This is a genomic window from Massilimicrobiota sp. An134 (genome assembly GCF_002160815.1).
GTDB lineage: Bacteria > Bacillota_I > Bacilli_A > Erysipelotrichales > Coprobacillaceae > Allocoprobacillus > Allocoprobacillus merdigallinarum.
The window spans coordinates 1-13626 of sequence record NZ_NFLH01000015.1 but is presented as its reverse complement, the minus strand read 5'-3'; the positions used below and the strand labels follow the sequence as shown (position 1 = coordinate 13626).

At 31.8% G+C, this 13626-nt stretch carries 14 protein-coding genes and 1 other annotated feature; of the genes, 11 read left to right on the top strand and 3 right to left on the bottom strand.

Annotation, left to right across the window (positions count from 1 at the left end):
• Nucleotides 1–31 precede the first annotated feature (31 nt).
• A complete protein-coding gene (locus B5E79_RS07460) occupies nt 32–937 on the top strand; it encodes a Y-family DNA polymerase (protein WP_087297537.1) in 906 nt (301 codons plus the stop codon).
• 34 nt (nt 938–971) lie between these two features.
• Nucleotides 972–1238, top strand: coding sequence for a hypothetical protein (locus tag B5E79_RS07455; RefSeq protein WP_087245866.1), 267 nt, complete (start codon nt 972–974; stop codon nt 1236–1238).
• A gap of 131 nt (nt 1239–1369) precedes the next feature.
• On the opposite strand, the gene B5E79_RS07450 is transcribed toward B5E79_RS07455, so the two are convergent.
• On the bottom strand, nt 1370–2722 hold the full coding sequence (locus tag B5E79_RS07450) for an MATE family efflux transporter (protein WP_241147472.1): 1353 nt from the start codon (nt 2720–2722) through the stop codon (nt 1370–1372).
• 216 nt (nt 2723–2938) lie between these two features.
• On the opposite strand from B5E79_RS07450, the gene B5E79_RS07445 reads away from it, so the two are divergent.
• The 4 genes from B5E79_RS07445 to B5E79_RS07430 all read left to right on the top strand — a co-directional run bounded on the left by B5E79_RS07445 (nt 2939) and on the right by B5E79_RS07430 (nt 6754).
• Nucleotides 2939–3685: a prepilin peptidase gene (locus tag B5E79_RS07445; protein WP_158095482.1), complete on the top strand. Its 747-nt coding sequence runs from the start codon at nt 2939–2941 to the stop codon at nt 3683–3685.
• A gap of 77 nt (nt 3686–3762) precedes the next feature.
• Nucleotides 3763–3999, top strand: a binding site (T-box leader).
• A 119-nt stretch (nt 4000–4118) separates the two neighbouring features.
• Nucleotides 4119–5093: an ABC transporter substrate-binding protein gene (locus B5E79_RS07440; protein WP_087297534.1), complete on the top strand. Its 975-nt coding sequence runs from the start codon at nt 4119–4121 to the stop codon at nt 5091–5093.
• Between the two features lie 15 nt (nt 5094–5108).
• A complete protein-coding gene (locus tag B5E79_RS07435; protein WP_087297533.1) occupies nt 5109–5975 on the top strand; it encodes an ABC transporter permease in 867 nt (288 codons plus the stop codon).
• On the top strand, nt 5969–6754 hold the full coding sequence (locus B5E79_RS07430; protein WP_087297532.1) for an ABC transporter ATP-binding protein: 786 nt from the start codon (nt 5969–5971) through the stop codon (nt 6752–6754). The genes B5E79_RS07435 and B5E79_RS07430 overlap by 7 nt, the downstream gene beginning before the upstream one ends.
• Nucleotides 6755–6813: 59 nt before the next feature.
• Here the strand turns inward: B5E79_RS07430 and B5E79_RS07425 are convergent, their stop codons facing one another.
• Nucleotides 6814–7563 (bottom strand): MurR/RpiR family transcriptional regulator, encoded by a 750-nt coding sequence (locus tag B5E79_RS07425; RefSeq protein WP_087244940.1) that lies wholly within the window; start codon nt 7561–7563, stop codon nt 6814–6816.
• 106 nt (nt 7564–7669) lie between these two features.
• Here B5E79_RS07425 and B5E79_RS07420 point away from each other — a divergent pair, with 106 nt between their 5' ends.
• The 5 genes from B5E79_RS07420 (at nt 7670) to B5E79_RS07400 (ending at nt 12406) form a co-directional block, all read left to right on the top strand.
• Entirely contained in the window at nt 7670–7954 is a 285-nt protein-coding gene (locus tag B5E79_RS07420; RefSeq protein ID WP_087297531.1) for a ParB N-terminal domain-containing protein, read from the top strand.
• Complete coding sequence (locus tag B5E79_RS07415; RefSeq protein ID WP_241147471.1) at nt 7923–8648, top strand: 16S rRNA pseudouridine(516) synthase; 726 nt, start codon at nt 7923–7925, stop codon at nt 8646–8648. Before B5E79_RS07420 ends, B5E79_RS07415 begins: the two co-directional genes overlap by 32 nt.
• A 51-nt stretch (nt 8649–8699) precedes the next feature.
• Entirely contained in the window at nt 8700–10133 is a 1434-nt protein-coding gene (gene pepD / locus B5E79_RS07410; RefSeq protein WP_087297530.1) for a beta-Ala-His dipeptidase, read from the top strand.
• Between the two features lie 9 nt (nt 10134–10142).
• Nucleotides 10143–11270: a 23S rRNA (uracil(1939)-C(5))-methyltransferase RlmD gene (gene rlmD / locus B5E79_RS07405; protein ID WP_087297529.1), complete on the top strand. Its 1128-nt coding sequence runs from the start codon at nt 10143–10145 to the stop codon at nt 11268–11270.
• Between the two features lie 209 nt (nt 11271–11479).
• On the top strand, nt 11480–12406 hold the full coding sequence (locus B5E79_RS07400; protein ID WP_087297528.1) for a DUF4268 domain-containing protein: 927 nt from the start codon (nt 11480–11482) through the stop codon (nt 12404–12406).
• 395 nt (nt 12407–12801) lie between these two features.
• Here B5E79_RS07400 and B5E79_RS07395 read toward each other — a convergent pair.
• Nucleotides 12802–13626: IS30 family transposase (locus B5E79_RS07395; RefSeq protein WP_143746773.1), on the bottom strand; the 825-nt coding region annotated here is incomplete at its 5' end.

The window sequence follows — 13626 nt, the reverse complement described above, 5'->3', positions numbered from 1 at the left end:
CATATATAATAATTGACGAGGAGTGAGAAATATGTGGAAAACTTTAATTGGATATATTTGTTTTGAAGAATGCATAGATCAAATAGAGAAAAAGAGAAATTTCATTATAAAAAAGAGATTGATTCATCAAGAACTCATCAACAAACAAAGAAACATGGATGAATATTGTTTCTATAAAGAGCAAATAAAAAATATTTTATATGAATATTGTAATGATGTCTTTGAAGAAGAAAGAAATGATATATTTTTTGATTTAACAAAATCTCAATATGTATTTGGTATGGATTCTATCAAACTTATGAAATGTATTCAGAAAAGAATAGCAGATGAACTTTGTATTTCAATACATATAGGATTCAGTTTTCATCAAGAATTTGCCAAATGGATTTATATGCACAGTTATGAATCATATAGAATTTTAAGTTTTTATCAGGCAGTAAAAATATTTGGGAAGAATATATGCTCTCAAAAAAGAGATGAAATGTCTCAAATACATAGAACAGTTCATACCCTTCCTCAATCATTCGGTCAAGATAATCAAGATACTTTTTTAAATGCCAGAGAAGCTTTAATAATAGCACAAAATCTAAGCTTCAATTTAGTCAAGCAACTTAAAGAAAAAGACTATGGAATTCGTTGTATTCAAATTCAATTCTATGACATGCAGTTGAATTTTTATAAAAAAGAAGAGAAATTAAGAAATTATACAAATATTCATAGTGAGATTATGTATGTTATTGGAAAATTATTAAATGAATTTTCTTATCAGGGTCAATATTTTGGATTAAGAATAGTGTTATGCGATTTTAAAGATTTTCAGGATGAATCATATATATTACCAAATAAAGTGGATTTACATCATGTTAAAAGAAAAATATTTGGACAGCATAATCATTTGCCATTAAAAAATTGCTCATTGTTTGAAAAAACAGTTTAGTTCTTATGATCATCTCAGTAAGGAGAAGAGAACTATGTGTGATATGGATAATGTTTTAAAAGATATATATTCTTCTGATATTATTTTAAATCAAGATGAAGAAATGATGCTGGAACAGATACATATTCGTTATTTTGATTTAATGGATCAATTTCATGAACGTATTATAAATAGAAAATTAATACTGAGTGAAGAAGAAGTTGAAGAATTAGAAAACTGTGTGAATGAATTTGTTTATGAGTATGGATTTATACAGTTTAAACGAGGTGTTCATTTAGCTGTAGCTATTATACATGGATAATATTATGTATATATAACTGTTTGTTTTTATAACTTTGTTTTATTTTGAATATCATTGAAAAATGGTAAGAAAAGAATCAAATGTACAACATTATCATATATTAAATTTTTGTAAAAAAAGGAAATGAATCATTAATTTTCATTTCCTATTTTTATTTTTTTATAAACTTTTTGATATAAAAGAAAAGCAATGAATGAGGCAATCAGCTCTGATAAAGGAAATGTTAACCAGATACCAGTTACGCCAACAAGTGGTAAAAGAATAAGGGATAATGGGATAATGATGATAAATTGTCTTGTGAGTGTAATGATTAAAGAAATAGGTCCTTTTCCTAATGATTCAAAAACTCCAGACATAACAATGGCAAATGTAGAACAGATAAAACTTAATGATAAAATACGTAATCCAGTTATTCCAACCATAAGCATATCTTGATTGGCATTAAACATTTGAAGAATTTGAGCTGGGAAAATAAAGAATAGACATGTACCAAATAATAGAATAGTTCCAATAGTAAGAGTTGCCATTTTTAATGTCTGATCCATACGATTTCTTTGATGAGCTCCATAATTATAACTCATAATTGGACGCATTCCTTGTACAACTCCTGTTGTTGGCATATTAACGAATGTTTGCAGTTTATAATAGATACCAAAGAATGCAACGGCAGTTTGAGACACAGGAGCAAGGATACCATTTAATGCTGAAACTAAAACAGAAGGTAAACACATCATAACTCCAGATGGAATAGCTATTGAATATAAGTTTTTAAATGTATGCCAATCAATACGAAAATGACGGAATGAAATATGGATATGTGAATTATAGCGTAAGAATAAATATATTGATAAAAAGCAGGCACTAAATTGTCCAATAATAGTTGCTAGAGCTGCACCACTTACACCTAAAGTAGGTAATCCAAAATATCCAAAGATCAGTATTGGATCTAAAATAATATTAACAATTGCTCCAACCATTTGCATAATCATGGGAATGATCATATTTCCACAAGCCTGAAACATTTTTTCGATGACTAAGTGAATAAATGTTGAAAATGTAAAAGTAATAACAATAAAACCGTATTCGATTCCATATTGTATGACATCCTGATTTTGAGTAAAAAGAGTTAAAAAAGGTTCTATAAGGAATAATCCAATTCCAACAAAAAGAATGGAATGTAAAAGTGTCATAACAATGCCTTGAGTAGCGACAAATGATGCTTCTTTATCATTATGTGCACCTAAATGTCTTGCGATAATGGCGTTTAAAGCAATACCTACACCACAGGAAAATGCTAATGATAAGTTTTGTAAGGGGTAGATTAACGAAACAGCTGTTAAAGCTTCTTCACCAAGCTGTGCCACAAAAATACTATCAACTATATTGTATAATGATTGAATAAGCATTGAAATCATTGGCGGAAAGGCCATAGACATCAAAAGGGGAAAAATAGGTTTATAAGCCATTGGATTTCTTTTTTCCATAATTTGAGATTCTCCTTTCGTAAAAAAAGCTATAGAATTTTCTATTTATTAATCAGAAATAGAGAAATCTATAGCTTTACAGCACTCCATATTTTATAGAAAAAATAAAAAATGTCAAATATTTTTTTGTTGAAAATGAATATATTTTAAGATAGAATAATATCGAAATATGAAACAAAGCCAACTATAAAAATATCTATGAAAGGGGACATGAAGATGTTTTTATATGTATGGTTTTTTATTTTGGGTGCTGTTATAGGAAGTTTTTTTCAAGTGTGTAAAGATCGATTGCCACTTGGTTTGGATATTGTAAAAGGAAGAAGTTTTTGTTTTGATTGTTTGCATCCTTTACAATGGTTTGATTTAATACCTATTGTCAGTTATGTGATGTTAAAAGGAAGATGTCGATATTGTCATCACCGCATTTCACTTTTTTATCCTATCTTTGAAATGATGAGTGGTTTTTTGCTTGTCTTACTTGTCTATTATGAATCCCAAGTGATAAAGGCTATTCTTCTTTTTTTATTGATAATGGATTTTATAACCATTTCATTAATAGATAGACAATGGCAAATTATACCTGATGAAATGATTATTTTAGAAATATTTATTGTATCAGGATTAATGCCTTATAGTGATGTTTCATTGTGGGAACATTTGATAGGTATATTGATTATAAGTATGCCATTATTATTACTCAATTTTTGGATTCCAGATAGTTTTGGTGGTGGGGATATCAAATTATTGATGGTTAATGGCTTTATGTTAGGATATATAAAGATTATACTTGCTTTTACGATAGCGGTTTTATTGGGTGGAATCTATGCATCATATTTACTTTTTTATAAAAAAACACATCGCCATCATCATATCGCATTTGCTGGTTTTCTTTGTGTGGGAATTCTTATTTCTTTGTTTTTTGGAGAATATATTTTATATTTTTACAGCTATTTGTTTATTTAATTAACAAAAAAATAGATATTATTTATTTTTTATCTAAAAATATTGACAATTTAATAAAGGTGTGATAATTTGATATAAACAAACCAATGAGTAGGAGATAAAACTTGAAAATGTACTTAAAGAGAGTCCAGGATGGTGGAAGCTGGATAGTGGCAGTTAAGTAAATGGACCTATGAGGGCAAAGGGGAAAGGTAACGAGTATCCTGCGACGTGAGCTTACGTTACAAAGCAAAAATGTGTTGGCATTTTAATGAGGTGGGTTATTTTTATAACCAATAAAGGTGGTACCGCAGATTATAACATCTGTCCTTTGATGGACAGGTGTTTTTTGTTTATATGCCAATAAGAAAGGAGCTTTCTTATGAAAATGAAACGATGGTGTCTTATTTTCTAGTTAAACATGAATAAAATACAATATAAAGGAGATAAGACTATGAAAAAAATTTTAAAAAACGTATTAATAGGAATATGTATATTATCAATGACAATGGGTTGTCAAGGTGATAACTCAACTGTGAAAAAAGTTGCTGTTGTTCAATATATGGAACACACATCATTAAATACAATTAAGGATGCTTTTGATAAGCAAATGGAAGAGTTAGGTTATCAAGATAATCAAAATATTGAATATATTTTTAAAAATGCACAAGGGGATAATAGTATTGCAGCTAGTATTACACAAACATTTGCATCAGAAAATCCTGATGTCGTTGTTGCGATAGCAACCCCTGTTGCTCAGTCAGTTGCTTCGCTTTCTTCAACAACACCTGTTGTCTTTGCTGCAGTGAGTGATCCAATTGGAGCTAAACTGACAAGTTCTTTAGAAAAACCAGATAAAAATATAACAGGAACTAGTGATGAGATTCAAGTAGATTTGATTCTTGATAAAGCCCTTGAAATAAATCCGAATTTAAAAACTTTAGGAGTTATTTACAACAAAGGAGAAGCTAATTCAGTAACAAATATTCAAAAAGCTAAAAATTATGCACAAAAGCATGGTTTTGAAATTAAAGAAGCAACTATTACAAATGTTAATGAAGTTCAAAGTGCAATTGATGTTCTTGCAACTCAATGTGATGCTGTTTTTGCTCCTAATGACAATACAATTGCCAGTGCTATGAATGTTGTCAGTCATTCATGTATTGAGTCACAAGTTCCACTTTATGTAGGAGCAGATTCTATGGTACAGGATGGTGGATTTTTAAGCGTTGGGATTGACTATGAAGAATTGGGAAGGGAAACTGCCAATATGGTTGATCAAATTCTTAATGGTTCAAATGTAAGTGATATTCCTGTTAAGGTTTTTAAGGATGATTTAAAGATTTATGTGAATCAGGATGTCATGACACAAATTGATGTTGAATTACCTGAAAACATCATTCAAGATTCTTCATTGGCTATGATGTAGAGGGGTGGTCATGTTATGAATATGATAGTTATTATTGGAGCATTAGAACTTGGTGGTATATTTGCGATTATGTCTTTAGGATTATATTTGAGCTATAAGATTTTAAACTTACCTGATTTAACAGTTGATGGAAGCTTTACATTGGGTTGTGCAGTTAGTGCTGTTTTGACACTTTCTGGGCATCCTTACTTGGCATTATGTGCAGCTTTTATTGCAGGAATGCTGGCTGGTCTTGTGACTGGGCTTTTAACAACAAAGTTGAAAATTGCATCTTTACTTGCAGGAATTTTAACTATGACTGGACTTTATTCTATAAATTTAAAAATTATGAATGATTCACCTAATTTGTCATTGTTCGGTTCTACAACCATATTTACACCATTGACCAATTTCGAACCATATTCACAGTTTTTATTGATTATCATGTTTGTAGCTTTTATTTTTGGAGTTCTTTATTATTTTTTAAAAACACAGCTTGGTTTAGCGCTGCGCGCATGCGGCGATAACGAAGATATGGTTAAAGCTTCATCTATAAATGCTGACTTGATGAAAATTTTAGGTTTATCTTTATCCAATGGACTTGTGGCTTTGTCTGGAGCTATATATGCTCAGCATCAATCCTTTGCGGATAGTCAAAGTGGCACAGGAATGATGGTCATTGGTTTAGCAAGTATTATTATTGGAATGGCATTTATAAAAAAAGATCAGATTCATTATCAATTATTAGCAGTTACGATAGGTGCATTTATATATCGTGGAATTCTCACTTTAGCTTTACAAATGGGGATTCCATCAACAGATTTAAAACTGTTGTCTGCTTTATTAGTTGTATTGGCTTTGATTTTGACAAAATTAAAAATAAGGAGGAAAAAAGTATGTTAGAATTACAGGACATATCGGTTGTTTTTCATCCTGATACAATTCATGAAAAGAAAGCTTTATCACATGTCAATTTACAAATTCAACAAGGGGATTTTGTAACAATTATTGGTAGTAATGGAGCTGGAAAGTCAACATTGTTTCAAACAATAAGTGGAGCGATTCTTCCAGCTCAGGGTCATATTTATTTGAATCATCAAGATATTACAAATTTAAAAGAATACAAACGTTCACGCTTTATCGGTAGACTTTTTCAAAATCCTTTAAAAGGAACAGCACCTACTATGACTATTGAAGAAAATTTAGCATTAGCTGGTTGTCAGGGACATTACTTCAAATTAAAACCAGTTTCTCACTTACAACGCCAACAAATGAAGGAAGCATTGAAAGAGCTGGGATTAGGATTAGAAAAACGTATGGATACAAAGGTTGGTGTTCTTTCTGGAGGACAACGTCAGGCATTGTCTTTATTAATGGCAACATATGCAAAACCACAGCTTTTACTATTAGATGAGCACACTGCTGCTCTTGATCCACAAACTGCAAAGACAGTCTTAGATTTAACAGCAAATATTGTCAAAAAAAATCAGATGACAACATTAATGATTACTCATAATATGGAAGATGCTATTCAATATGGACAAAAAATCATTATTATGAGTGAAGGGCGAATTCTTGATTTCATTGATGAAAAACGTAAACAAAATTTAACGGTGGAAGACTTGATTTATCTTTATACTCAACATACTCATGATTATACTGATCATATCTTATTACAATAAAAAGTAAGTCAAATGGATAAAATATAAAAAAGGCTGTTTTGAGTAACAGTCTTTTTGTATTATAAGTAATATTGTTGAAAATAGTGTAGACGAATTAAATCACAAATTGTCATAATTTGATAATTAAAATTAATACTATCAAATTTACCAGGAACATAAATAACTTTACAATTTGGTGAAGTTTCTGTTCTCAGATATTTTTTATTTTGGGTAATTAAAATCTGCTGTGCTTTATCAATATGTACATCAGCTTTTGATTTTTTAAATCCTTCTAAGTATCGACCTGTTGCACTAATAACAATGGCCACATCATGTTCATCCATAACAATAGGATCATAACTATGATATTGAATAAAAGGTTTACCAAATGTAATCATATCAGTTTGTAGTTCAATAGCAATAGATATTGGATATAAAGCACCAAATACAACAATTCTTTTGGCACGATAAAGCTTTTGACAAATATCACTTATGATTTTTTGCATTTCATCATCACTACAGTCTTTATCCATTTTTTCAATGAATTCACGACTATCAACACCAATCATTCTGACACGAATTTGATTAAGACGTGTCTGATGATGATTCACTAAGGTTTCCTTAAATTCTTCATATTCTTTAAAGCCTAGTAAGGCAATAAAAGAATATAATTCTTCTTTTTTAAAACATCCTTTTTTTAAAAATTCTTCTTCACTCATATCTTCCATTTCAAGGTAATGAAAAATAATGAATGTACAAATTTTATAATTATAATCATGAAAAAGGGTTCCATTTAAATAGGTTAAAATACGGCTCAATAATATATTCATAAGATACCTCCCTATTCAACATTATATCATGTTTAAATAGAAATAGATAAAGATTTTGCTTTTTTGAAAAAAATGATATAATCAATAAAATAAAGGAGATAACAAAATGCGTATAATGAAAATAGATATATCACAGATAGAATTTAACTATCAAAAATATCCTCAAACACTTTATCAATCAGTTTTAAGAATTGGTTTTTCATTTCCTATTTCTGTCAATCAGGAAAATCAACATTACATTTGTGTGGATGGACATAAACGTTTATCAGCTTTAGCTGATATTATAAAGGACAATCCACAGTATTCACGTGGCACATTGGTCCCTGTTATTATTAAAAATAATGGAAATGTACGTTCCAATGATTGCTGGAGAGGAAGAAATACCCATTAACAAATATTTATATCTTATCTTAATGAAAAACCAATTGGGCAATGTGAAAGAATGTAAAACATTGATCAAAAAAGGTTATGTGATGATTAATGATCAATGTGTGAAAGATCCACATTACCTTGTTTGTAAAGAGGATAAAATTAGAGTTCAAGGTAAAGTGATTGAGACAATGCCATTTGTTTATTATATGATCAATAAACCAGTGGGATATATATGTGCTGCGCATGACCAGAAATATCCTTGTCTATTAGAATTAATAGATCGAGATGATTGTTATTGTGTTGGACGTCTGGATAAAGATACAACAGGTTTTGTGTTATTAACTAATGATAAATCTTTATCTAAAAAGCTTCTATTGCCACAGAATCATGTAGAAAAAACATATGAAGTGCAGACAAAATTGCCAATAACGGAAAACTATGTTGAGGCTTTTCAAAAAGGAATGATGATTGATAGGACATATCAATGTTTACCAGCAGAGCTAGAAATAAAAGATGATTATCATTGCCTCGTTACAATATGTGAAGGAAGATATCATCAAATCAAAAAAATGTTTTTATCAATGTCTAATGAAGTTGTTAGTTTAAAACGAATAGCATTTGCGCATATTGTTTTAGATGAACAATTGAAATATGGACAATATCGTCAACTTAATGAAGATGAAATGAAATTATTGCAGAATGCTTTGGCATAGACATCTGATAGGGAAGTTGATATAATTGTGACAAGATTGGAGGAAAATAGAATGTCAGTATTAGATACAAATATACTTATATATCGTTATTTTGAAGAAATTTCACAAATTCCGCATGGTTCATACCATGAAGAAAAATTGGCGGATTATATTGAAGATTTAGCTAAACAACATCATCTTCGTTATATGCGTGATGATATGCATAATTTAATTGTGTTTAAAGAAGCCAGTCAAGGCTATGAAGATCATGAACCAGTCATGTTGCAGGCACATATAGATATGGTTAATGAAAAGAATAAAGAAAGTCAGCATAATTTTGATACTGATCCATTAAAGCTTTATGTGGAAGATGGTTTTTTACATGCAAAAGAGACAACTTTAGGAGCTGATGATGGTTGTGGTGTATGTTATATGTTGGCATTGTTGACAGATAACAGTTTATCTCATCCAGCATTGGAATGTGTCTTTACTGTTCAAGAAGAAGTTGGACTATGTGGAGCAATGGCTTTAGATACAACATCACTTAAAGCTAAACGTTTAATTAATTTAGATAATGAAGCAGAAGGGGAAACTTGTGTGTCATCATCAGGAGGAAATGATGTTTTGATTACCAAAGAAATCACGGGTGAAGATAATCATTCTCCAGTTTATGTTTTGGAAGTGAAAGGTTTAAAAGGAGGACATTCTGGTGGATGTATTCATTTAGGTAGAGGAAATGCTAATAAGATTGCGGGACGCATTTTATATCATTTATTGAAAAATGGGATGGATATTCGTTTGATTGATATTACAGGAGGATTAAAAAACAATGCGATTCCTAGAGAGTGTACAGTTGCTTTTGCAAGTCAGCAATCTTATGAAGAATTAGCACAATATATTGGACAGTATGAAACAGATATTCGAAAGGAATTAGAAATCAGTGATCCTGAATTTTATGTGGAATTGCATTGTGATGAATGTCATGTCTGTGTGAATGCAAAAGATAGTGAAGCTATGATTTCAATTATGTATTTAGGTTTGAATGGAATGCTGGAAATGTCACAGGCAATTGAACATTTACCAACTTTATCATTGAATATGGGGGTCATACGTACACATGATAATAGCTTTACAATTGATTATTCATTACGTTCACCTTTAAAAAGTTTACGTGATGAGTTATGTCTACAACTGGAAACAATTGCTTTATTATATGGAGCTTCTATTCAGGTATCTAATGATTATCCGGGTTGGGATTATGATCCTCATTCACGCTTTAGAGCACAGTTTAAAGAATTTTATCAAACCTATGCCAATCAGACATTAAAAGAAGAGGCAACACATGGTGGATTAGAAACGGGTATTTTTAAACAAAAAATTCCTGATTTAGATATTATAACTTATGGACCACATATGGAAAATGTTCATACACCTGATGAAAAATTAGATTTGGCTTCTTATTTAAGATGTTATGATTGTTTAGTTGCCTTTTTAGCAACTTTATAGAGGGATTTTATGGATTGTTCAATCAAAAAACAATGTGGCAGCTGTCAATATATTGGAATGGATTATCAAAAACAGTTGCTTATAAAAAAAGAAAAGTGTCAAAAACTATTTCCTCATCATTTCGTTCATGATGTTGCTGGAATGGAAAAACCATATTATTATCGTAATAAAGTCATTGTCGCTTTTAATCAAAAATATGAATATGGTTTATATGAAGAAACATCTCATCGCATTGTACCGATGAAATCATGTTTGTTGCATGATGATGAAACACATCAAATTTTATCGACCATACAGAAGATTCTCAAAAAATATCGTGTATCCATATATGATGAAAAGAAAAATAGAGGATTTTTAAGACATGTTTTAATACGTAGGGCAGTCATAACGAATCAGACACTCGTTGTTCTGGTTGGAACAGATCATGTCATGAAGGGAAGTAAAAATTTTTGTCAGGAATTAATAAAAGCCTGTCCATCTGTTCAATCGGTTGTTTTAAATACAAATCGTAGACAAACAAGTGTAGTTTTATCTAAACAAGAAAAAGTGCTATATGGAAAAGGATTTATTGTTGATCAATTATGTGGCTTAACATTTAAAATATCAGCACAATCATTTTACCAGATTAATCATGAACAGTGTACAGTTCTTTATCATCGCATTTTATCGTTATTGAATTTACATCAGGATGATACCATTTTAGATACTTATTGTGGTATTGGAACGATTGGAATGTTTTTGGCTCAATATGTTCAAACTGTTATTGGGGTGGAAATCAACAAAGAAGCTTATAAAGATGCTATTAACAATGCAAAAATGAATCATATTTCAAATATTCATTTTGTTAATGGGGATGCTTCTGAGTTTATGCATCAATTGGCTATTCAAAAACAAAAAGTAGATTGTGTTGTTATGGATCCACCACGTGCTGGGAGTACAAAAACTTTTATTGAAGCAATTCGTACTTTACAGCCTAGACAGGTTATCTATGTATCATGTGATCCAACAACGCAGGCACGTGATTTGAAAATGTTTGCTAAAATTGGCTATCAAAGTCATGATGTTTATCCAGTTGATATGTTTCCACATACTGAGCATATTGAGTGCGTAGTATTGCTGTCAAAAGTACAGAATTGAATATCGAAAAAGGCTTGAAAACAAGGCGTTTCCGAGAGTTGGGAGTGCGTTTCTTATCAGCTCTTTTGGACAACAAATGACCCTTGCCTTGTAATAAAAACAAGGGTTGAGTTGACAGGTTGAAAATGAGCAAAGTTGAGTTGATAAGATGATTTTGTAATAGGTCGAGTGGATAAGACGATTATCTTGCGACAAGGAGGAACAGTACCGTGATAAACTTAGGAAAATTAAAAGAAATAAAAGACTTACGAAAAGTCTGGCCGCATGAAGCATTGGACTTTACTCCTTGGCTTGCGGAAGACGATAATCTTACCCTGTTGGCAGATGCTGTTGGATTGGAGATAACCGTTGATGAGACGGAGTCCAGTGTTGGTGACTTCAATGTGGATATCTACGCAACAGAAACCGGAACGGACAGAAAAATTATCATTGAGAATCAGCTTGAGGATACGAACCATGACCATCTGGGAAAGCTGATTACATATGCATCCGGGAAATCTGCAGATATTGTGATTTGGGTTGTAAAGAGAGCAAGAGAAGAACATCGCTCGGCTATCGAATGGTTGAATAATCATACCGATGAGAATATTGCGTTCTTCCTTGTTGAAATCAAGTTGTATCAAATCGGCAGTTCTGATATTGCCGTTAAGTTCGAGGTTGTAGAAAAGCCGAATGACTGGACAAAGGAAATCAAGCGTAACACCAGCAATTCCCCTACACTGCAGGCAAGATACGATTATTGGGTTGCCTTTAATGACTATGCATTCCAAAACAACGCATTTGCAAAGCAGTTCAATAAAAGGAAAGCAAGTACCGACCATTGGATGACGTTCAGTGTCGGCTCCTCTGCTTGCCACATCAGTATGTCGCAAATAAGAAAATACAACCACGCTCTTGTGGAATGGTATATTTCCGATGACAAGGAACTGTATCATAAGTTCTATTCCAACAAGGCTGCGATTGAACAGGAGATGGGCGTGCAGCTTGAGTGGAATGAACTTCCGGAGAAAAAAGCAAGCCGTATCCTGGTGTATAAGACGGTCGATTTCGATAATAAGGATACATGGTCTGAACAGTTTGATTGGATGATGGACATGGCCATCAAAATGAAGAAAGCGTTCAAGAAATATTTGTAAGCAACTGAATACTGAGGTGGCTTGAGAGCATAACATTCCGAGGGTTGGAGGTATTCTTCTGGCTCTCGGATTTTTTATTATAGTTTCTTTGTCTGAAATATCACAAAGGTGAAATGAAAAACTAAATTCCACTTTGTATATTTAAATTCAACTCTTCTTGTGGGAGTTGAATTTCAAATTGCAAAGTGATTTTTTGTATTATAAAAATCACCTTCAGATATTGATTTTTGACACATCAGGTCTTAAAATGAACTTATAAGAAGCAATTTGACTTGTTTTTGAGAGTATAGTAAAGCCAGGGTCAAATTTTCTGTTTTTTTTTGCAAAGCAAAATTCCACCCCTGATGGTCTTATTTATCTGTACATTATGGGTATCCCTGTGTTTTGTTTATGCTTTATCTTTGAGATAAGAGCGACTGAGTCAGATTGATCTTATCTGGGTCAATATGTTCGATTCCAAAGTAGCTTGCAACTTCTTTGGAAAACAGCAAAGCGAAGACAAAGAGTGGGGTTTTGTCATTCAGCTTTGGACGAGCATACGAATTAATGTGAGACATCATTAAATTGATGTCTTTTTGCGTATAAGGATCAAATGGTTTTCCTTTGGGTGCGATTCTTCTTATAAATTCATGATTGACTTCACAGTCACCTTTTTCAAACGGAGAGCTGGGGTGACAGTAAAACATATATGTTCTTCTGTTTCCATCTTCATCAAATTCAATGGCTTCTGGATTGGAGAACTCAGGTCCGTTATCTGTGAGAATGACAGGGAAAAGCTTCATGAACATATCTCTTCCAAGATGGTTGTAAATGTCATTGAATATATCAATGACAGACTGTGCATCATTATATTCTCTTCTAAAAGCAATCATAAATGTTGGCACTGTAAAATGAACTGTAAGCAGACAGGCTCCACCTTTAGTGCCTTCAACCGTATCAATCTGGACAACAGGCATGTCAGGATTTTCTTCTATAAAATTCTTGAAGTCCTCGTACCTTCTTCCATCCATGCATTTTGAATCAATTTTGTATCTTGAAGGTTTCTTTCTTTTTTTATAGGTTACCTGTCGAGGAAGATCGATGTTTCTCACTTTCAATATGCCAGCATCAATAATCTTATAGAGAGTCTTTTCGCTGAACATGATCTCGTTCTTATGATGAATGTAGACATGATGAATGGATTGACCCTGCTGGGCAATCAGTGGATAGAGCAGCTCATT